The 20,441-nt window shown below is 70.5% G+C and carries 19 protein-coding genes, 1 tRNA gene and 1 riboswitch; of the genes, 13 read left to right on the top strand and 7 right to left on the bottom strand.

What is annotated here, in order from left to right; translation table 11 throughout:
- Positions 1-78: 78 nt before the first annotated feature.
- Complete coding sequence (locus ADL12_RS45140) at positions 79-1,380, bottom strand: MFS transporter (RefSeq protein ID WP_062714497.1); 1,302 nt, start codon at positions 1,378-1,380, stop codon at positions 79-81.
- Positions 1,377-2,735: an MBL fold metallo-hydrolase gene (locus tag ADL12_RS45135; RefSeq protein WP_062714495.1), complete on the bottom strand. Its 1,359-nt coding sequence runs from the start codon at positions 2,733-2,735 to the stop codon at positions 1,377-1,379. The genes ADL12_RS45140 and ADL12_RS45135 overlap by 4 nt, the downstream gene beginning before the upstream one ends.
- A 131-nt stretch (positions 2,736-2,866) precedes the next feature.
- Between ADL12_RS45135 and ADL12_RS45130 the strand changes: the two genes are divergently transcribed.
- From ADL12_RS45130 to ADL12_RS45120, 3 genes are read left to right on the top strand one after another with little or no spacing between them, the layout of a single operon-like run.
- Positions 2,867-3,535, top strand: coding sequence for an ArsR/SmtB family transcription factor (locus ADL12_RS45130; protein ID WP_062714492.1), 669 nt, complete (start codon positions 2,867-2,869; stop codon positions 3,533-3,535).
- A complete protein-coding gene (locus tag ADL12_RS45125) occupies positions 3,532-4,719 on the top strand; it encodes a cysteine desulfurase family protein (RefSeq protein ID WP_062714490.1) in 1,188 nt (395 codons plus the stop codon). Before ADL12_RS45130 ends, ADL12_RS45125 begins: the two co-directional genes overlap by 4 nt.
- Positions 4,716-5,030 carry a sulfurtransferase TusA family protein gene (locus ADL12_RS45120; protein ID WP_062714488.1) on the top strand — a complete coding sequence of 105 codons (315 nt, stop codon included), beginning with the start codon at positions 4,716-4,718 and terminating at the stop codon, positions 5,028-5,030. The genes ADL12_RS45125 and ADL12_RS45120 overlap by 4 nt, the downstream gene beginning before the upstream one ends.
- Positions 5,031-5,113: 83 nt before the next feature.
- Here the strand turns inward: ADL12_RS45120 and ADL12_RS45115 are convergent, their stop codons facing one another.
- Positions 5,114-5,554: a MarR family winged helix-turn-helix transcriptional regulator gene (locus ADL12_RS45115; protein ID WP_062714487.1), complete on the bottom strand. Its 441-nt coding sequence runs from the start codon at positions 5,552-5,554 to the stop codon at positions 5,114-5,116.
- A gap of 84 nt (positions 5,555-5,638) precedes the next feature.
- Here ADL12_RS45115 and ADL12_RS45110 point away from each other — a divergent pair, with 84 nt between their 5' ends.
- The 3 genes from ADL12_RS45110 (at position 5,639) to ADL12_RS45100 (ending at position 7,538) form a co-directional block, all read left to right on the top strand.
- Positions 5,639-6,313 carry a class I SAM-dependent methyltransferase gene (locus ADL12_RS45110; RefSeq protein ID WP_062714485.1) on the top strand — a complete coding sequence of 225 codons (675 nt, stop codon included), beginning with the start codon at positions 5,639-5,641 and terminating at the stop codon, positions 6,311-6,313.
- Positions 6,310-6,747, top strand: coding sequence for a spore germination protein GerW family protein (locus tag ADL12_RS45105; protein WP_244188282.1), 438 nt, complete (start codon positions 6,310-6,312; stop codon positions 6,745-6,747). Before ADL12_RS45110 ends, ADL12_RS45105 begins: the two co-directional genes overlap by 4 nt.
- A 488-nt stretch (positions 6,748-7,235) precedes the next feature.
- Complete coding sequence (locus ADL12_RS45100) at positions 7,236-7,538, top strand: hypothetical protein (protein WP_062714483.1); 303 nt, start codon at positions 7,236-7,238, stop codon at positions 7,536-7,538.
- A gap of 409 nt (positions 7,539-7,947) precedes the next feature.
- Here ADL12_RS45100 and ADL12_RS45095 read toward each other — a convergent pair whose 3' ends face one another.
- Positions 7,948-8,598, bottom strand: coding sequence for a TetR/AcrR family transcriptional regulator (locus tag ADL12_RS45095; protein WP_062714480.1), 651 nt, complete (start codon positions 8,596-8,598; stop codon positions 7,948-7,950).
- 97 nt (positions 8,599-8,695) lie between these two features.
- Between ADL12_RS45095 and ADL12_RS45090 the strand changes: the two genes are divergently transcribed.
- Complete coding sequence (locus ADL12_RS45090) at positions 8,696-9,793, top strand: oxygenase MpaB family protein (RefSeq protein ID WP_062714479.1); 1,098 nt, start codon at positions 8,696-8,698, stop codon at positions 9,791-9,793.
- 152 nt (positions 9,794-9,945) lie between these two features.
- Here the strand turns inward: ADL12_RS45090 and ADL12_RS45085 are convergent, their stop codons facing one another.
- Positions 9,946-10,182, bottom strand: a complete 237-nt coding sequence (locus tag ADL12_RS45085) for a hypothetical protein (protein ID WP_062714476.1) — start codon at positions 10,180-10,182, stop codon at positions 9,946-9,948.
- Positions 10,183-10,438: 256 nt separating this feature from the next.
- On the opposite strand from ADL12_RS45085, the gene ADL12_RS45080 reads away from it, so the two are divergent.
- Together ADL12_RS45080 and ADL12_RS45075 are read left to right on the top strand one after the other, a co-directional pair.
- Positions 10,439-11,230: an MBL fold metallo-hydrolase gene (locus tag ADL12_RS45080; protein WP_062714474.1), complete on the top strand. Its 792-nt coding sequence runs from the start codon at positions 10,439-10,441 to the stop codon at positions 11,228-11,230.
- 241 nt (positions 11,231-11,471) lie between these two features.
- Entirely contained in the window at positions 11,472-14,753 is a 3,282-nt protein-coding gene (locus ADL12_RS45075; protein WP_079052628.1) for a S8 family serine peptidase, read from the top strand.
- Positions 14,754-14,861: 108 nt separating this feature from the next.
- On the opposite strand, the gene ADL12_RS45070 is transcribed toward ADL12_RS45075, so the two are convergent.
- Both ADL12_RS45070 and ADL12_RS45065 read right to left on the bottom strand, forming a co-directional pair.
- Positions 14,862-15,503 (bottom strand): GTP cyclohydrolase II, encoded by a 642-nt coding sequence (locus ADL12_RS45070; RefSeq protein ID WP_062714472.1) that lies wholly within the window; start codon positions 15,501-15,503, stop codon positions 14,862-14,864.
- Positions 15,504-15,613: 110 nt separating this feature from the next.
- Positions 15,614-16,129 (bottom strand): MarR family winged helix-turn-helix transcriptional regulator, encoded by a 516-nt coding sequence (locus ADL12_RS45065; protein WP_062714470.1) that lies wholly within the window; start codon positions 16,127-16,129, stop codon positions 15,614-15,616.
- A 70-nt stretch (positions 16,130-16,199) separates the two neighbouring features.
- On the opposite strand from ADL12_RS45065, the gene ADL12_RS45060 reads away from it, so the two are divergent.
- The 4 genes from ADL12_RS45060 (at position 16,200) to ADL12_RS45045 (ending at position 20,134) form a co-directional block, all read left to right on the top strand.
- Positions 16,200-17,333, top strand: a complete 1,134-nt coding sequence (locus tag ADL12_RS45060; RefSeq protein WP_062714468.1) for a dihydrofolate reductase family protein — start codon at positions 16,200-16,202, stop codon at positions 17,331-17,333.
- Between the two features lie 66 nt (positions 17,334-17,399).
- Positions 17,400-17,473 (top strand) — tRNA-Met (locus ADL12_RS45055).
- A gap of 301 nt (positions 17,474-17,774) precedes the next feature.
- Positions 17,775-17,932: riboswitch (cyclic di-AMP (ydaO/yuaA leader) on the top strand.
- Positions 17,933-17,943: 11 nt separating this feature from the next.
- Entirely contained in the window at positions 17,944-18,972 is a 1,029-nt protein-coding gene (locus ADL12_RS45050) for a M23 family metallopeptidase (RefSeq protein ID WP_062714466.1), read from the top strand.
- 214 nt (positions 18,973-19,186) lie between these two features.
- Complete coding sequence (locus ADL12_RS45045) at positions 19,187-20,134, top strand: aldo/keto reductase (protein ID WP_062714464.1); 948 nt, start codon at positions 19,187-19,189, stop codon at positions 20,132-20,134.
- Positions 20,135-20,441 lie beyond the last annotated feature (307 nt).

The raw sequence follows: 20,441 nt of genomic DNA, 5'->3' as shown, positions 1-20,441 counted from the left end.
GGTCACCTTGGTGAGGCGGACCTGGTCACCAGCCTGCCGTGCGTGAGTTGGTCAGCGTGATGGTGGAGTGCCCGCAGGTCAGTTGCCCGCTGGCGTGGGACGCGGGTGGGTTTCGTACATGCGGACCGCGACAACGAGGCCGGAGGCGGCGGTCAGGGCGGCGACGGCCCAGATGGCGGTGGTGAGGCTGTAGGCGTCGGCGAGGGCCCCGGCGACCAGTGCGCCGACGGCGAAGCCGCCGTCACGCCATAGCCGGTAGACGCCGACAGCGCGGGCGCGCCAGGCGGGGTGGGCCACGTCGCCGATGACGGCGAGCAGGGTCGGGTAGACCAGTGCGGTGCCGATGCCGAGCAGGATCTGGGCGGTGGCCCAGACGGAGAAGGTGGTTCCGGCGGCGACGAGGGCGATGGCGGCGGCCTGCAGCAGCATGCCCGCGGTGATGAGGTGCTTGCGGCCGATGTGGTCGGACCACCAGCCGGTGAGCATCTGGCCCGCCCCCCACACGGCGGGATAGAGCGCGGCGAGGACGCCGATCTGGGCGATGGACAGGCCGTGGGCGGCGAAGAGCAGGGGGAAGATGCCCCAGGCGAGGGCGTCGTTGAGGTTGTTGACCAGGCCGGCCTGGCTGGCGGCGGACAGGGCTTTGTCGGTGAGGCTGGTGCGGCGGGCGATCTGGGCCGTTGTCATCTCCGTGGCTGTCTGTACGGGGTGCAGCGCGGCCTCGGCGCGGGCGTGGTCGCGGGTCTCGCGGACGAAGACGGTGGACAGGGCCAGGGCCAGGACGAGGTAGGCGGCGCTGAGGAGGAACGGCTCCGGCCGTAGCCCGGCGTGTTCGGCGATGGCGCCGGTGGCCATGGCCGTGGCGGCGACGGCGAGGTATCCGGCGGCTTCGTTGAAGCCCATGGCCAGGCCGCGGCGTTCCGGGCCGACCAGGTCGATCTTCATGATGACGGTGGTGGACCAGGTCAGGCCCTGGTTCATGCCGAGCAGGACGTTGGCGGCGATGATCCAGGCCCAGCTGGGGCCCCAGGCCAGCATGGCAGGCACGGGTAGCGCGATCAGCCAGCCGGCGATCAGGACCGGCTTGCGGCCGTAGCGGTCGGACCAGGTGCCGGCGAAGAAGTTGGTGATGGCCTTGGTGGTGCCGAAGGCCAGGATGTAGGTGAGGGCGGCGGTGTAGGCGGACAGGTGGAAGACGTCGTCGGCGAGCAGGGGCAGGACGGTGCGTTCCTGGCCGAGCATGCCGCCGACCAGGGCGTTGACCACGACGAGCAGAGTGAACTGGGTGAGGTTGGCGCGCAGTCCGAGCCGTATGCCGCCGGGGGTGGCGGACGGGGGTCCCCCCTGTCCGAGCGGAGTCGGGAACTTGGAGGAGGTCACGCGCCTGCCTCCAGCGTGCGGCCGGTGGCCTTGGCCCAGTCGGCCGGTCCGCCGTCCAGGACGGCAAGGTCGTCGTGTCCGGCACGCGCGAGGAGGCTGGCGGCGGTCATGGCGCGCTCGCCGTGCCCGCAGGCGACCACGGCCCCGGCAGGTGCTTCGTCGGTACGGGCGGTCAGTTCACCGAGTTCGAGGCCGACGGCGCCGGGGATGTGTCCGGTGACGTGCTCGGCCCGCTGCCGGATGTCGAGGACCGGGCGGTCGGCGATGCGGTCGGCGGTGAGCAGGTCGATGGTCCGCTGCTGTCCGCCGTCCGCCTGCCACGCGGTCCACTCCAGGTGCCCGGCCGGCCGCTCGTATCCGATCTTCAGGGCATGCCAGGTGAGTTCGGCGAGGTCCTGCCCCGGTGCGGTGACGAAGACCAGCGGGGTGGCGTCGGGCAGCAGCCAGCCGAGCCAGGTGGCGAACTGGTCGCGCAGCGGAATGGAGATCGCGCCGGGGATGTGGCCGTGGGCGAAGTCCTTGACGGGGCGTACGTCGACGATCTGGGCGCCCTGGTCCAGCAGTTGGCGTGTCCCGGCCGGCGAGAGCGCGGCGAGGGTGGGGGCGGTGCCGAGGACTGCGGGGCCGCGCCGGTTGATCTCGGCCAGGCGGTCGAAGTAGGCGGGGTAGGAGCCGAGGCTGCCCAGCAGCTGCCGTACGAACGTGTCCTCGTCCGGCGCGGCGAGCAGGGCGTTGGCCTGTTTCTGGGCGCCGATGGTGGTGGTGCGTTCGGCGCCGGGCGGGGCGGAGCAGAAGGAGCCGGCGCCGTGGGTGGGCCACACGGCGGTCGCGTCCGGGAGGTCGGCCAGCCGCCGCAGCGACTGGTACTGGGCGCGGGCCAGTTCCTCCGCGCGTTCGGCGCCGAGCAGGTCGGTGCGGGCCGCGGAGCCGACGATGAGGGATCCGCCGGTGAAGACGCCCAACTCCCTTGTGCCGTCCAGGAGGAGGAAGGACAGGTGCTCGTCGGTGTGTCCGGGGGTGGCCAGGGCCCGCAGGGTCAGCCCGCCCAGGTCGGTCTCGTCGCCGTCGGCGAGCGCGGTGTGCGGGAAGGCGCGGTGTCCGGCGGCGGAGGCCAGAACGGTCGCGCCGTCGTCGGCCGCGAGCTGGAGCGCGCCGGTGAGGAAGTCGGCGTGCAGATGGGTGTCGGCGGCGTAGGCGACGCTCAGCCCGCGCCGCTCGGAGGCCGTGCGCAGGGCGCGCAGATCCCGGCTCGCGTCCACGGCCAGGGCGCGTCCGTCGCCCAGGTCGACGAGGTAGGCGCTGTTGCCCAGCCCCTCGTCGACCAGCGGTATCAGGTGATCGTCAGCGAAGCCCATCAGATCCTCCTGGTGTCACGGTGGGCGCTGGATGGCCGCCTGGACGGCCGCCGGGGTGGCCACTGGGGGCCACTGGATGGTCATGGCGCCCGCCTATAGATACAATATTCCATGGATTTATGGAGGATGCGATGGGAGACCCCGCGCGCAAGACGGCGCTGTACGACGCCTTCGCCCACACCGGTAAGGCGCTGAGCAGTGGAAAGCGTCTGGAACTGCTCGATCTGCTGGCCCAGGGCGAGCGCACCGTCGACGCCCTGGCCAAGGCGGCGGGGCTGAACCTGACCACGGCCTCGGCCCACCTGCAGACCCTCAAGCAGGCCGGGCTCGTGGCCACCCGTCGCGAGGGCGTGCGCATCCACTACCGGCTGGCCGGAGACGACGTCGCCGCTCTCTACGCTCTGCTGCGCCGGGTCGCCCAGACCCACCAGGCAGGCGTCGAAGCCGCCCGCACCGCCTACCTCGGGGACGACGGGCCGGAGGGGGTCGGACGCGAGGAACTGCTGGCCCGCGCGCAGGCGGGCGAGGTCGTCGTCCTCGACGTGCGTCCGACCGAGGAGTACGCCGCCGGGCACATCCCCGGCGCGCTCTCCATCCCGGTCGAGGAACTCGCCGACCGTATCGCCGAGTTGCCCGCCGACACCGAGGTCGTCGCCTACTGCCGCGGCGAGTACTGCGTCCTGGCCCACGACGCCGTACGGCTGCTCAACGCCCGCGGGCGGCGAGCCGTACGGCTGTCCGACGGCATGCTGGAGTGGCGCCTCGCCGATCTGCCGGTGGCCACCGGAGATGCCGCGTGATCCCCGCGCACCCGGGGCTGCGGGGCGGGCCGGTCTATCTGGACTACAACGCCACCACCCCGGTGGACCCGAGAGTGGTCGACGCGATGCTGCCTCACCTCGGGCATCACTTCGGCAACCCCTCCAGCAGCCATTCCTATGGCGACCGGCCCCGCCGCGCGCTCGATCAGTCACGCGCTCAGGTCGCGGCCCTGATCGGGGCCCGGCCCGGCGAGCTCATCTTCACCGGCTCCGGCTCCGAGGCCGACAACCTTGCCCTGCGCGGCGCCGTGCTGGGCACCAGCGCCGACCGCCCACATGTGATCACCCAGGTCACTGAGCACCCGGCCATCCTGGAGACCTGCCGCTCCCTGGAACGCCTCCACGGCGCAGAGGTGACGTACCTGCCTGTCGACGGCGTCGGTCTGGTCGACCCGGCGGCGCTCGCCGCCGCCCTCACCGAGCGCACGGTCCTGGTCTCGGTCATGGCCGCGAACAACGAGACCGGCGCTCTCCAGCCCATCGCCGAGCTTGCCCGCATCACCCGCGCCCACGGTGCGCTCTTCCACTGCGACGCCGCCCAGGCCGCCGGGAAAATCCCTTTGGACGTACGGGAGTTGGGCGTCGACCTGCTGACGGTGGTCGGCCACAAGATGTACGCGCCGAAGGGTATCGCCGCGCTGTACGTCCGCCAGGGTGTCGCCGTCGAACCGCTCGTCCACGGCGGAGGGCAGGAAGGGGGCCTGCGCGCCGGCACCGAGAACGTCGCGCTCGCCGTCGCGCTGGGCACGGCCGCCGAACTCGCCGCCGGGGAACTCGCCGACGGGACGCCGGGCGGCCGTATCGCGGCACTCCGGGACTGTCTGCACCGGCGCCTGACCGATGCCCTGCCCGGCCGCGTCCACCTCAACGGACCCGACACGGGACGCCTGCCCAACACGCTGAACGTCAGCATCGACGGCTTGCTCGGGCACGAACTCCTGGTCGCCGCCCCCGGCCTCGCGGCCTCCACCGGATCGGCCTGCCACAGAGACACCCACACGCCCTCGCCCGTTCTGACCGCCATGGGTCTGGACGCGGACCGCGCGCTCGGGGCCCTGCGGCTGTCCTTGGGCCGCTGGAGCACGCCCGAGGAGATCGAAACGGCGGCGACCGCGCTGCTCAAGGCGGTTGCCGACCTCGCTGCCACCGCGAGCAGCCGATGAACGACCCCTCCACCACCGTCGCCGACATCACGGTCGACGGCACCGGCCTGCTCTGCGTCACCCTCCTGCTGAAGCTGCGCGCCCGTATCGACGGTGCGGGGTCCGGCTCGGTCGTCCACGTCATCGCCACCGATCCGGCCGCTCCGCTCGACCTGCCCGCCTGGTGCCACATGACCGGCCACACCTACCTCGGGCCCGTCCCCGACCCGCACCGGGACGTCTACGCGCTCCGTCTGACGGCCGACGCCCTGCCCACTCGGCCCGACGCGCCCTGGCGCCCCGACGCCCGGCAGGCGCGAACCCGGGGCTGAGCACAGGACGTGCCGCCGCCCTGTCCCGGCCTGGTGATGCAGTCCCCAGCCGGCACGCCCGTTGACGACGGCAACCGGCACCCTCACCGCATCGCCCGCAAGCGCTCGATCACGACCTCCAGCCCGCCCTGGAAAGCCTCCAGTTGCGTGGCGGTCATGTCGCCGAAGAGCTCGGCGGCCATGGAGTTGCGGCCACCCCGCAGGGCGGCCGTGACCGTGCGACCCTTCTCGGTCAGAGACACCAGGGTCGCGCGCCGGTCGCTCGGATGTGCCTCGCGGGCCACCAGCCCGTCGGCCTGCAGGGCGTCCAGCAGTCCGGTGACATTGCGCGGGGTGACCCCCAGCCGTGCGGCCAGCGTCCGCTGCGTCATCGGCCCGTCGTGCAGCAGGGCCCACAGCAGACCCGCCCGAGCCGTCGTCAGCCCGCGCTCGGCGACGCCGCGCGCCATCATCGCGCCGAGCACCTCCGCGAGCTCGAAGAGCCGGTCCAGCGAGACGCTGGCGGAAGCGGTCCCTTCAGGCATATCGTGAAGTGACTTCACTATGTAGCACCTCCGCAAAACATCGTAGCCCCGAGGCACTGCTGTCGAGGAGGACGGTGACCAGCCATGACCCAACAGATCGCTGCGCCGACCAGGCGCCATCCGGTATTCGCCCGCTTCTACGCGAAGGTCGCCGGCCCCGCCCTGGACAAGGCCGGTATCACGGAACACCGCACACGCCTGCTGTCCGGCCTGACCGGCGAGGTCGTCGAGATCGGCGCGGGCAACGGCCTGAACTTCGCTCACTATCCGCCGGAGGTGAAGCGGGTGCTGGCCGTCGAACCCGAGCCGCGCCTGCGCGCCCTGGCCGAGCAGAGCGCCCGCACGACATCGGTCCAGGTGGACGTGATCGACGGGATCGCCGAGCAACTGCCGGTACCGGACGGCTCGTTCGACGCCGCGGTCGTCTGCCTCACCCTGTGCTCGGTGGCCGACCCGCACGCCGCCCTCGCCGAGCTCCACCGCGTCCTGCGGCCCGGCGGACAACTCCGGTTCTTCGAGCACGTACGCGCCGATTCACCCGCGATGCGCCGTGTGCAGCGCGTCGTGGACGCCACCGTCTGGCCCTTGCTGATGGGAGGCTGCCACACCGGCCGCGACACCCAAGCGGCCATCACCGCCGCCGGGTTCACCCTCACCTCGCTGGAGAAGTTCGCCTTCCCTGCGACCCGCGTTCCCTCCCCGGCGGCCACGCACATCCTCGGCACCGCCGAGCGCTCCCGCCCGGGCGGCACCTCATGACCGCCCGCGAGGTGTCCGCCCGCGAGAACGAGACGGCACCCGCGCGGCTACCGGACACGGGCGTGTCAGCCGCCCACGCCTCCGTCACCTTGCTGGAACGCCTGGCCGACAAGCTCGGCGGCCGCGCTTCGGTCACCGCCGTCTACGGCGAACCCGTCACCGCCGACGGCGTCACCGTCATCCCGGTCGCCAAGGTCGCGTTCGGCTTCGGCGGCGGAGCCGGACGAGAAGTGGGCGCCACGAAGAGCGGCGACGGGGGAGGCGGCGGAGGCGGAGCCGAAGCCAGGCCCCTGGGCTACATCGAGATCCGGGACGGCACCGCCACGTACAAGCCCATCCGCGACCCGTGGTCCGACGTCGTCCTGCCCCTCACGGCCCTCGTCATCGGAAGCGTCCTGCCGAAGATCCTCCGCTCGCTGCGCCGACGGGGGTGAGGGCGTCGCACGATGCTCGCGCTCGGTCGACGGTCAGCCGCAGTAATCACAGCTGGGGCACCATCCGCATGCGTCGTTCTTCATGCCGATGGCCAGGTCCGCCGAGGCGGGCGCCGCACAGCAGCCTTGCCCTGCCAGGCACCGCGGCCTTCCTTGACGGCGACAGCGGCGTTGAGGACCAGGCCGACCAGGAGCACGGCCGACAGGTACGTGCACAGCAGGGTTGCCCGGAGACGGCCTCGCCCCCGTGATCGTCCGTACGGCGGGCCACCCGCGATGCAGCAATGCCTGGCGAACGCACTGGTCAGCACATCCTTCTGCGGGGAGCGATGCGTGAGCGGGCAACGCGCCCCAGGATGACGGCGGTTGTCGCGCCTCGGGTGTGGCGGACCCCGTCGGTCGCATCGCCGAGGAGGGCGGGGTCTTGCAGGTGATCGAGTCGAGTTGCTTGTCGGAGAGGGGGAGGGGTGCGCCCATCAGCCCTCCTCGTGCTCACCGCCGTTGGTCGGGCCGAGCAGGGCGTCGGCGAGCTTGTCGTTGGCGCGGGCGGCGGTGGCGTGGTCGCGGGCATCGCGCGAACTCTCGGCTCCCGTCGTGCGGGTGACCTGTCCGAGGGCGCCGTCGAGGGCCTCGTCGGCGAGCAGCTCGCGGCGCGCGGCAGCATGGGCTCGTCGTGCCTCGGTGGCCGCGGCGATCCGGGCGCCGCCGGCGAAGGTGAGCCCGAGCTCGTGTGCAATCTTCGAGACCGAGGCGACACTGCGCCCGATCGCGCGGGCGATCTGGTTGCGTGACTTGCCCTCGCCGTGCAGCAGGCGGACCCTTCGCGGTCTCGGTCGGTCATAGGCTCGGCCACGGCGTCACCTCCCCCTCTCGAAAGTTCGGCCGGCGTTCTGGCCGCGGCGCCAAATGCGCTTCCTGGCACGGGACTTGAGTGGGAGAGGTGTTTGGGCTTCGTGGCTTCATGGCTTCGGTGAGCTGAGGCCGAGCAGGCATGGATGGCGCACGGGCTCGCTGGCGGGCGGGCATTCAAGCCCTACGCTCTTTGACGGTATGGCACCGCAGATTCACCCGAGTCCGGGTCGGCTTCGGCCGGCTCGGGCGCTGACTCGTTTTCGGGCCCGTGCGTGATCGATACGTGAGCGGATGTGCCGTGGCCTGCGGAGGCCGGCGCTGAGGTTGCCGTTCTCCGCTGACCTGCCGTCAACGCGTCGGCGGCCAGATGGCGCCGAGGATCACCTCTACTTGGCCGGTCAGGTGGGCCGGGTCGAATCTGCCGGGATCGGTGAGCGCGATGCGGCCGAAGTGTTCCGCGCAGGCGACGAGGGCGTGGGCGAGGACCTGCGGGTCGAGTGCCGGGCCGCTCCGGTCGGCCAGGACGAGGGAGAGCCATGCCTCCACCCGGCACCGAAACCGTTCTCGGTCCGCCTCGATGCGGTCGCGGACGACCGTGGGCATGTTGCCCGGCGTCAGCAGGATCAGCCGCCAGGTGTCGGGGTCCTCGCGGAGCATCGCGGACATCCGGCGCACCGCCTCGGAGGCGAACGCGGCAGGGTCGCGCAGGTCCTCCGCGGTGGGGATCGTCTCAAGCAGTCGTCCGAAGGCGCGTGCCTGCTGCCGGTCGAGCAGTGCGGTCAGCAGGGTGTCGAGGTTCTCGAAGGCGCCGTAGACCACCGACCGGGCGACATCGGCCTTCTTCGCGATGGCATCGATGGAGACCCGGTCGTAGCCGTCGCTCACGATCACGGCCAGCGCCGCGTCGAGCAGCTGCTCGCGGCGTTCCGCGATCGGGACCCGCGGGGCGTAGGGGCGTCGCTTGCGTGGCCTGTCTGCCGAAGAGGTGGGTGCTGACACCTTGGCAGTTTACGACACCCGTGTCTTAATTTAAGACAGCAGTGTCGTAATCCAGGATCGAGGCGGCGTGCGCCGCGGACGCGTGAGGAGCGGCTCCATGGCGAAGTCGAAGCCGAGGTCGAAGCCGAGGTCGAGGTCGAGGTCGAAGTGGAGTGAGGTCGAACCGCACGAGGACTACGGCTTCTTCGGGCCGGGCTCAGTGGTGTGGAAGGTCTGGAGCTATCCGACGGCCCCGACGGTGGGCTTTCAGCGGGCCGTGGTCGTGGAGGAACTCGACCCGCCGCTGGTGGCCGCCGTCCACGCGACCCAGGGCATCTACCGGCGCTCCCGCACGCGCTACGACCGGACCCTGCGGTACTTCGCGATGGTGGCCTTCGCCGGTTCGCGGGAGGTGTGCAAGGCCGCGGACATCCTGGTCAAGGTCCACTCCAAGGCGATCGGCCAACTGCCTTACGGCGGCGGGACCTACGATGCCAACGACCCCGCCTCGCAGCTGTGGATCCAGTTGACCGGCTGGCACTCGATCCTCTACGCGTACGAGAAGTACGGGCCCGGGAAGCTCACCGCGCAGGAGGAGAAGGAGTACTGGGAGGCGTGCGCGGTCGCCGCGGAACTGCAGACATGCTCCCCCGGCGACATCCCCCGCAGCCGTGACGGCGTCCGGGCGTACTTCGAACGGATGCGTCCGAGGCTGTCCGCCAGCCCGATCGCCCGACAGGCCATGAACCACCTGCTCAGGAGTGAACTCGTACTGCCGCCGGCGCCGCGCTGGGCGAAGCCGGCGACCATGGCTGTCGCGAAGGCGCAGCGGATCGCCACGATCGCCACCATGCCGCGCTGGATGCGCGAGATGGCCGGGATCAGGCAGTCCCGCCTCCTCGACCTGCTCATCGTGCCCGTCATGAAAGCGGCCTTCGCGCTCGCCCACCTCAGCCCCAAGGCCGAACTGCGCCTGATAGGCCGGCTCTCGCCCTCCACGGTTGCGGTGATCGCGCCGATGAAGCTCGGCATCCCTCCCCGCAAGGAGGAAGTGCTGACGCCTGCGGAAGCCCGCGCCCGCCACGGCTACGCCAAGCCCGCCGAAGCCCACCTCGAATTCCGGGCGCGGCAGGCCGCCCGCGTCTTCGACGACGGCAGGGCGCCCAGCGACCAGGGGCTCATCGAGTCCCAGGAGATCCTGGGGCCGCTCTCGTAACCGGGACCGGTCCTACCCCTGCTCACGCCTACGGCTCCTCGGGCTCAACTCCGCACGGCAGCCACTGTGTTCGAGCGCGCCACCCGCAGACACGGACTCGGCGCCGGGCTGGTGGGCCCGGCGCCGAGAGTTGTTGCGGTGAACTGGGACGACTAGTGGTGACAACTCGAGCCGAGGTGGGTGTTTTGCCCGCCTGCGTTGCCCTCACCGTTGAGCGCGTTGCCCAGCAGGCCGTTGAGGATGCCGACCTCGCCGAGGATGTCGATGTTCTGGTCGTGCGACTTGCATCCTCCATGGCCATGGTCGTATGCGGCGGCGGTGCCGGTGGCTATGAAGCTGAAGCTCCCCAGGATGGCGGCCGCGACGGCGGCCTTCTGAAGCTTGCGCATTGCTCCTCCTTGGGTTGGTAGAGCGCACCATTGATAGATCCGCTTTGCGCTCATATGGGAGGCTAATCCGATATCTCCGGAGGCGCTCATCGGGACTGCCATATGGGGGTCCTGAGGGTCAATCGGCTGTGACGGGTCCTCAATGTCCTCACTTCCGCGCCGACTTCGGCTTCTCACGCTATGGGTTGCGTCTATCCGTGAGAGACGGTTAGCTAGGCCTCACGGATACATCTCCTCTCAACCGTGAGGTCTGACGATGGTCGCCACCCGCACCGCCAGCGAGCAGGTCCCCGCCCCTGTCCCCGTCCGCGTCTTCGGCGGTCCGACCGCCCTCATCGAGTACGGCGGTCTGCGCCTCCTCACCGATCCCACGTTCGACGCCCCCGGCGACTACCCGCTGGGTGGCGGCCGTGCGCTGACCAAGACCGCTGCCGCCTCCGCCTCGCCCGCCGGGCTCGGCCGGATCGACGTGGTGCTGCTCTCGCACGACGAGCACCCCGACAACCTCGACATCTCCGGCCGTGCGCTGCTCTCTGACGTGCCGTTGACCTTGACCACGCCGAGCGGCGCGGGGCGGCTGGGCGGTACTGCTCGGGGGTTGGGGGACTGGGAGTCCGTGACGGTGGACCGGCCGGGCGGGGGTGCGATCACCGTGACCGGAGTGCCCGCGCTGCACGGTCCGGGGGAGCGGGAGGAGCTCGAAGCGGTCGTCGGACAGGTCGTCGGCTTCATGCTGACGGGGGACGGTCTGCCCACGGTGTACGTCAGCGGCGACAACGCCCAGCTCGGGCCGGTCAAGGAGATCGCCGAGCGGTTCGGGTCGGTGGACACCGCCGTCCTCTTCGCCGGTGCCGCCCGCACGGCCGTCCTGGACCGGCAGTTGCTCACCCTCGACAGCCTCCGGGCCGTGGAGGCCGCCCAGATCCTCGGGGCGCGCCGGATCGTCCCCGTCCACTTCGACAGTTGGGCCCACTTCACGGAGGGTCGCGACGAGCTGGTGGCCGCGTTCACCGAGGCGGGGCTGATCGACCGGGTGCAGCTGGGCTGACCGGCACTCACGCGCCGTAACCGGACCGCCTCACAGGAATGTCACAGCCTGTTCCGATAAGTCCCCCGTGGCGCATGGCGGGTTTGTGCCAGCCGGCGATCTCCCCGCCCTGAACTATCAACAGAAATCGGTCCCTTGAGGAAAGCTGGGCGATCATCCGGGATCACATTCCGGACCGCGGCGGTCGAAGGTGCTCGATACGGCCGCCGACGTCTACGTTCCTTCAGCACCAGGGATCACCATGCCCACCACCCCCCACCCGGCACCGATATCGGGCGCCAGACGCGTCGCCCGTATCGCAGTGGCCGCAGGCCTCGTCGCCGCGCTCTCCGCGGCCGGGCCTATACCCCTCGCCCTCGCCGCGGACGGCTCCCCCGCCCCCGCGGCCGACCCCGGCGTCAAGTCCGCGCACGACAAGCTCGGTTCGGACGACGCCGACCTCCTCGCGGAGGCCAAGGCACAGCGCGACAAGACCGTCACGATGATGATCGCCACGGCGCCCGGACAGACCGAGAAGGTCGCCGCGGAGCTGGACGCGATCAAGGGCGGCTCCGTGGGCCGTACCTACGACAAGCTCGGCTACGTACGGGCCACCGTGCCGACCGGCAAGGCGGACTCGGCCATCGCGGCCGCCGCCAGGCTCTCCTCCGTGCAGGCCATCGACCTGCGCAACGAGATACCCCTCGAGGAGCCGAGCCTCGACGGCGGCGGCAAGTCGAGCGCCTCCGCGGCCACTTACTCCGGCCCGGACCAGAACACCCCCGCGAAGAACCCGTACAACCCGTCCTTCGAGACGGGCGCCGTGGACTTCGTGAAGAAGAACCCGAAGGCGGACGGCCGTGGCGTGACCATCGGCGTCCTCGACACCGGTGTCGACCTCGCGAGCCCCGCGCTGCAGAAGACGACGACCGGTGAGCGCAAGATCGTCGACTGGGTGACCGCCACCGACCCGATCGTCGACGGCGACGGCACCTGGCGCCCGATGACCACGTCCGTCACCGGGCCCACCTTCACCTACGGCGACAAGACCTGGAAGGCCCCCGCGGGCTCGTACGGGATCAGCATCTTCCGCGAGGCCGTCACCAACCAGGGCGAGGTCAAGGACGGCGACGCCGACGGTGACGTCAACCGCGACGGCGACAAGACCGACGACTGGGGCGTGCTCTACGACCCCGCCGCCGGCACGGTCACCGTCGACGTCGACGACAACGGCGACTTCACGGACGACACCCCGATGAAGCCGTACAAGGACGGCCACCAGGTCGGCCACTTCGGCACCGACAACCCGGCCACGGACATCCCCGAGAGCCAGGACTTCGTCGTGGAGATCCGCAAGGACGTCCCGATGGATCCGCTGGGCGGCGACTGGGTCGGCAAGAAGGCCGACTTCGTCAACATCGGCCTCACCGCCGGTGCGCACGGCAGCCACGTGGCCGGCATCACCGCCGCCAACGGCATGCTCGGCAGCAAGAACATGAACGGCGAGGCCCCCGGCGCGAAGATCGTCTCCTCGCGCGCCTGCATCTTCGGCCCCGGCTGCTCCAACGTCGCGCTCACCGAGGGCATGATCGACCTCGTCGTCAACCGCGGCGTCGACGTCGTCAACATGTCCATCGGCGGCCTGCCGCCGCTGAACGACGGCAACAACGCGGGCGCCGAGCTGTACACCCGCCTGATCGACACCTACGGCGTCCAGCTCGTCCTCTCCGGCGGCAACTCCGGCCCCGGCGCCAACACCATCGGCGACCCGGGCCTGGCCGACAAGGTCATCTCGGTCGGCGCCGGCGTCTCCAAGGAGACCTTCGCCGCCAACTACGGCACCGGCGTGGAGAACGACTACCAGCTGTTCAACTTCTCCTCGCGCGGCCCGCGTGAGGACGGCGGCTTCACCCCGACCGTCGTCGCCCCCGGCTCCGCGGTCAGCACGATCCCGGCCTGGATGCCCGGCGCGCCGATCGCCGAGGCGGGCTGGAAGCTGCCGGCTGGCTACGCCATGTACAACGGCACGTCGATGGCGTCCCCGCAGACGGCGGGCGCGAGCGCGCTGCTGCTGAGCGCCGCCAAGCAGAAGGGCATCGCCCTGACGCCGCAGAAGCTGCGCACCGCGCTCACCTCGACCGCCAAGCACATCGAGGGACTTCAGGCCTACGAGGAGGGTGCCGGCCTCATCGATGTCCTCGACGCCTGGAAGGCGATCAAGGCAGGCGCCACCGCCCATGACTACGCCGTCAAGGCCCCGGTCGACACCGCGCTCGACCAGGCGCTGAAGACGCCGGGCTTCGGCACGGGCGTCTACGACCGCGAGGGCGGCCTGAAGGCCGGGCAGAAGAAGACGTACGACGTCACCCTCACCCGTACGTCCGGCCCCGGCGGCTCGCTCCCGCACATCCTGCGCCTGGCGAACAACAAGGCCCGTACCTTCTCGATCGTCGGCCCGAAGGTGGTCGACCTGCCGCTGAACAAGGCGGTGACCGTCAAGGTCCAGGCGGCGCCGAAGCACGCGGGCATCAAGAGCGTGATCCTTGAGGCCGACGACCCGAGGACGGTGGGCGTCGACAAGCAGATCCTCAACACCGTCGTGGTCTCCACGCCGGTGAAGCACACCTTCACCGCCTCGGGCTCGGTGCAGCGCAACAACTTCAAGTCGTACTTCGTGACTGTCCCGGAGGGCACCAAGTCGCTCCAGGTCACGCTGGGCGGTCTGAAGGAGGGCAGTCGGACGCTGTTCAGCGCCATCAGCCCGTACGGCACCCAGATCGCCGACGACGACGTCAGCACGACGGACATCGCCCGGTACGCGGACCCGCTGCCCGGCGTCTGGGAGATCGAGGTCGACTCGCGGCGTACGTCGGCGCTGCTGGACAACCCGTACAAGCTGGACGTCACCGTGTACGGCGCGTCCTTCGACCCGGCGTCCGTGACCGTGCCGGAGGCCAAGGTCGGCACGCCGGTCGCCGCCTCCTGGACGGTGACCAACAAGCTGGAGGCCGTGGAGGGCAACCTCAAGGGCGGCGCGCTCGGCTCGTCGAAGACCGGGCGGCCGACCATCGCCGACGGTGAGACGCAGACCAGCACCGTCGAGGTGCCCGAGGGGACCACGTCGCTGGACGTCGCCATCGGCAAGGTCTCCGACCTGGGCTCCGACCTCGACCTGAACGTGTACGACGCCGAGGGCAAGCTCGTCGGGCAGTCCGCGGACGGCGACTCCGAGGAGGCCGTCTCCCTCGCCAACCCGGCCGCCGGCAAGTACACCGTCGAGGTCGTCGGCTTCGAGGTGCCGTCCGGCTCCACCGCGTTCGACTACCGGGACGCGTTCTTCTCCTCCGCGCTCGGCTCGGTCACCGTCGACGGGTCGGCGCCGGTGAAGCTCGGCACGGGTGACTCGGCGAAGGTGGCGGCGAACGTCATGGTCGCGCGGGCCGTGCCCGAGGGCCGGCAGCTCTTCGGTGAGGTACGGCTGGTGAGCACGCGCGGGACGACCGCGGGTGTCGGCGGGGTGACGATCGAGAAGGTCACGCCGTAGTCGTCGTAAGGCTGCCGTCGCCGTAAGGCGGCAGTCGACCTACGACTGAGGGGCGGGTGTCCGGTACCGGACACCCGCCCCTTCGTATGGCCCTCGCTCAGCCGTCGCTCATCCCACGTTGAGCCCCGCGAGGTCCCCCAGCGGCAGCGTGTGCTGGGTCTGCAGGACCTTTGCGCGCAGGTAGCGGACGTTGTCCGGGGTGGCGAAGACGCCGGTGGGGACGCGGCCCTGGACCTCGATGCCGAGGGCGCGCAACTGGTCTGCCTTGTCGGGGTTGTTGGAGAGCAGGTCCAGTTCGCCGATGCCCAGGGCGGTGAGCATCTGGGCGGCCGCCGTGTAGTCGCGGGCGTCCTCCGGCAGACCGAGGGCGGCGTTCGCGGCGTAGGTGTCGAGGCCCTGGTCCTGGAGGGCATACGCGTCCAGCTTGTTGTAGAGCCCGATGCCGCGGCCCTCCTGGCGCAGGTACAGCAGCACGCCGCCGCGCTCGGCGATGCGCTCGACGGCCTCGCGCAGCTGGGGGCCGCAGTCGCAGCGGGCCGAGCCGAAGACGTCGCCGGTCAGGCACTCGGAGTGCAGGCGGACCAGCGGGGTGGTGCCGGGGGCCGGGTCGCCGAGGACGACGGCCACGTGCTCCAGGCCGTCGGTCAGGCCGTGGAACGTGACCAGCTCGGCGTCTACGGAGTAGCCGTCGTGGAAGCGCAGCGGGACCCGGACACGGGCGCGCTGGGTGGCGGCGGTGAAGTCGGGCATGCGGGTTCTCCGGGTTCCGTACGTGGGCCAGCTGCTTCAGATTTGAAGCAGCTCCTCGGTCCAGGACCCTACCCCATGCTTTAAATTTGAAGCAACTAGTTTGCCGTGTGTCACGAACAGGACTTGCCGGAGCGCCGCCGCCAGGGCACGTCATCCGCGGTGGCGTGCGCGTCCTCGCCCTGGAAGCCTTCGGCGACCGCGGTGAAGATCTCCTCCAGCTGCCCGACCTGCTCCGGGCTCAGCCGGTCGAAGAGCAGTGCCCGTACGGTCTCCACATGACCCGGGGCCGCGCGCTCCAGGACGCGCATCCCCTCCCCGGTGATCGTCGCGATGCTGCCGCGCTTGTCCCAGCGGCAGTCCTCGCGCCGCACCAGCCCGTCCTTCTCCAGGCGCGTCACGGCATACGTCAGCCGGCTGCGGGTGATCTTCAGCCCCTCCGCGAGATCGGTCATGCGCAACCGGCGCTCCGGAGTCTCGGACAGGGTGGCGAGGATGGAGTAATACAGGTGGGGCATGCCGGCTTCCTGCTGGAGCTGCCGGTCCAGTGCGTCCTCCACGAGGGCGACGGAGGCGATGTAGGCGCGCCAGGCGCGCTGCTCCTCGGGGGAGAGCCAGCGAGTCGTCATGCGACCAGTGTAGGTTTGTTTCAAACTTGAACCAAGCCCGAGATTTCCGACCGAGCCGGAGAGCGCGCCGATGCCGTCGTACCCCTACGTCCTGCTGTCCGCCGCGGTCTCCCTGGACGGCTACCTCGACGACACCACCCCCGAGCGCCTGCTGCTGTCCAGCCCGGCCGACTTCGACCGGGTCGACGAGGTACGGGCCTCGGTGGACGCGATCCTCATCGGCGCCGGCACGATCCGGGCGGACAATCCGCGGCTGCTGGTGAACTCGGCCGAGCGGCGGGCCGTACGGGTGGCGGCGGGGAAACCGGAGTATCCGCTGAAGGTCACGGTCAGCGCGTCCGGCGAGCTGGACCCGACGGCGAACTTCTGGCACACGGGCGGCGACAAGATCGTCTATACGACGGAGAAGGGCGCGGAGCGGCTGCGGCGGACCCCGGTCGCGGCGGACGTGGTCGCGCTGGGCGCCGAGCTGGACTGGCGGGGACTGCTGGAGCACCTGCGCGAGGTGCGCGGCGTCGAGCGGCTGATGGTCGAGGGCGGCGGCACGATCCACACGCAGCTGCTGCAGCAGGGGCTGGCGGACGAACTGCAGCTGGTGCTGGCGCCGCTGTTCGTGGGGGACCCGGACGCGCCGCGGCTGTTCGGGCCGGGCGGCTATCAGGGCGGGCGACTACGCCTGCTGGAGACGCGGCGGATCGAGGACGTCGTCCTGATGCGCTACGAGCCGACGGCACCCGGCGCCGGTGCCCTTCCCTCCGCCGCGGATCGGCACTGGCTGGCCCTGGCGTGCGACCTGGCGGCCCAGTGCCCGCCGTCGGAGACCGCCTTCAGCGTCGGGGCGGTGGTGGTGGCGGCCGACGGGACGGAGCTGGCGCGCGGGCACTCCAGGGAAGGGGACGACCCCGTGGTGCACGCGGAGGAGGCGGCACTCGCGAAGATCGCGGCCGGTGATCCGAGGCTGGCGTCGGCGACGGTGTACAGCAGCCTGGAGCCGTGCACCCGGCGGGCCTCTCGGCCGACGCCCTGTGCGCGGCTGATCCTGGCGGCGGGGGTGCGGCGGGTGGTGACGGCTTGGCGGGAGCCGGACACGTTCGTGGTGGGGGCCGACGGGAGTGGGGTGCTGGCGGGGGGGGGGGTGGGTGTCCTGGTCCTGCCGGGGTATGAGAAGAGGGCAAAGGCCCCGAATAGTCACCTATTGCCGTGACGACGGCGACCGCCGGGAAAGGCGTGTGCTTTCTGTCCTGCGGATGGCGTACTATTGAGTCATCGCCGCGGGGTGGAGCAGCTCGGTAGCTCGCTGGGCTCATAACCCAGAGGTCGCAGGTTCAAATCCTGTCCCCGCTACTGAAGGCTCAGGGCCGGAACTGATTCAGTTCCGGCCCTGAGTGTTTTCTTGCGGAGCAGACCCTCGAGCGTTGTCACCAACGGTGATCGGGTGACCGCCCTCCGCATAACAACTGACATAACGTCAATACCTGTGTGACTCCTGAGCCCTGGCCAACTCGCCCGATTTAGGCCGCTCATGACCCGTAAGTCCAGGCGAAAATAGTTAATGATCAAGCGGAACGGCTTGGAATCCGCACCCCGCGTCTATTAACGTTCGATAACGCAGCGCGGTCGTCCCAGCCGTCACAAGAGTCGGCTCCGTGCGCACGCGCCGAATCCCGCAAGGGAACCGGGGAACCACCACCTTGGGGTGAATCGCACGGATACCGCCGTGAACTCACGGCCGGTATACGCGCGTAGGAGACCTTCCTGCTCCGAACCCGTCAGCTAACCCGGTAGGCGAGAAGGAAGGAAAGGAGTACGCCCACGTGGCGTCCAACAGGCCTGCCCAGCAAGCCCCGTTCGTGCCGAGCCAACGCAGTAGCGACACCTTCGGCTACGACCGCTATCGCACCGACGAGGGCCCGCTGGAGGAGTGGAACCCCACCGCGGAGTCCATTCGTCCCGTACGCGGCAGGCATCGCGTCTCCAAGCAGCGCGGCGGGGGACTCGCCCGCAGCTCCACGGTTCTCGGCGTCGGCGTCATAGCCGCCGTCGGCGCGGGCGGCATGGCCAGCGCGAACAGCGGCAAGCCGCCGGTCGCCATCACCATCCCGGACCTGCCCCTGATCTCCGACGACGACTCCTCCGCGCCCGCCGAGGACTCCTCGACCGCGCTGAGCACCATGGGCGCGGCGACCGAGGAGACCACGCAGGGCGCCACCGACGCCGGCGAGGCGCTGCGCAGCCGGATCATCGCGCAGGTCGAGCTGCAGCAGGACCAGATCGACGACAAGGCCGCCGCTGCCGCGGTCGCCGCCGCCGAGAAGGAGGCCGCCGCCGCGGCCGCCAAGGCGGAGAAGGAGGCCGAGGCCAAGGCCGCCGCCGCGAAGGCCGCCGCCGAGGAGGAGGCCCGCAAGAAGGCCGAGGCCGAGCGCCTCGCCGAGCTGGCCAAGCAGTACACGCTGCCGACCTCCTCGTACACCATCACCTCGACCTTCGGTCAGGCCGGCGCCTACTGGTCCTCCGGCTACCACACGGGCCTCGACTTCGCCGCCCCCACCGGCACGCTGATCAAGGCGATCCACTCCGGCACGGTCACCTTCGCCGGCTGGGACGGCTCGTACGGCTACAAGACCGAGATCACCCTCGACGACGGCACCGAGCTCTGGTTCGCGCACCAGTCCTCGATCAGCGTCAGCGTCGGCCAGAAGGTCAACACGGGCGACGTCATCGGCCGCGTGGGCGCCACGGGCAACGTGACCGGCGCCCACCTGCACCTCGAGGTGCACCCCGACGGCAGCACGAGCGGCATCGACCCGATGGCGTGGCTGCAGAGCAAGGGGCTCACGCCCTGAGCCTTCGAGGTCGCTGAGGGGCTCCTCCGAGGGCATCCACATCTGATCCCGGCGGTCAGCTTCTGATCCCCGGCGGTTTCTGATCCCCGGCGGTCCTGACGGCACCCCCCGACGTCAGGGCTGCCGGTTTTCGGAGCGCCGGGATCCGCTTGTTTACGGGAACTTTGCGGCTGTTCCGGAAGAGCGGCCTCCGTCAAGGACGTTGACGTCGAGCATGACTGCTTCCCTTCGCAAGCTCGGCTCTTCCGACCTCGAGGTCTTCCCGCTCTCCCTCGGCGGCAACGTCTTCGGCTGGACCGCCGACGAGGCCCAGTCCTTCGCCGTACTCGACGCCTACGCGGCAGCGGGCGGCAACTTCATCGACACGGCCGACTCGTACTCGGCGTGGGTCGAGGGCAACGTGGGCGGCGAGTCCGAGACTGTCATCGGCAAGTGGCTGAAGGCGCGCGGCAACCGGGCGGACATCGTGATCGCCACGAAGGTCAGCCAGCACCCCGACTTCCAGGGCCTGACCGCGGCCAACATCAAGGCGGCCGCGGACGCCTCCCTGCGCCGCCTCGGCACCGATCACATCGACCTCTACTACACCCACTTCGACAAGCCGGAAGTGCCGGTCGAGGAGATCATCGGCGCGCTGGACGACCTGGTGAAGGCCGGCAAGGTCCGGCACATCGCCGCGTCCAACATCTCGGCGGAGCGACTGGAGGCCTCCCTGGCCTTCTCCGACCGCGAGGGCCTCGCCCGGTACGTCGCCCTCCAGCCCCACTACAACCTGGTCTCCCGCGACACCTACGAGGGCGACCTCCAGAACCTCGCCGAGCGGGAAGGCCTGGCGGCAGTCCCGTACTACGCCCTCGCGTCCGGCTTCCTCACGGGCAAGTACCGCGCCGATACGGCGGTGGAGAGCCCGCGAGCCCAGGGCGCCGGCAGGTACCTGGAGACGGAGCGGGGACGGCGTGCGCTGGCCGCCCTGGACGCCGTAGCCCAGGCCCACGAGGCGCCGGTGGCCACGGTGGCCCTGGCCTGGCTGGCAGCCCAGCCCACGGTAACGTCCCCGATCGCCTCGGCCCGAACCCTCGAGCAGCTGCCGGCCCTGCTGGGGGTGGCGGAGCTCAGGCTGACGGACAAGGAACTGGCGAGCCTGACGGCGGCGTCGGCTTGAGCCTGCCCAGGGGGCTTGGCTTCATGATGCTGACGGTCCCTTTTAATGCCGGCCCGTGCATTTCACGATCTCCCACCCACCCGCAGGGGCTTCGCCTCACGGTGCTGACGGTCACTTCCCAGTGCCGGTCCGTGCATCCCAGCCCGTCCGGCGTTTGAGGACGAGCACGGCCATCCCGATCCCCCACCCACCCGTGGGGGCTTCGCCTTAGAGCTCGTAACACGATCTTGTTGAGGTGCGCTGGTTGGGCGTGACCGGTCTGATGATTCGGCCGTTCGTGATGCTGTGAGTACTCGGCCGTGGATCG

The organism is Streptomyces regalis, from assembly GCF_001509475.1.
Classification (GTDB): Bacteria; Actinomycetota; Actinomycetes; order Streptomycetales; family Streptomycetaceae; genus Streptomyces; species Streptomyces regalis.
Note: the sequence above shows the minus strand (reverse complement) of the source record. Positions and strands in the feature narration are given on the sequence as shown.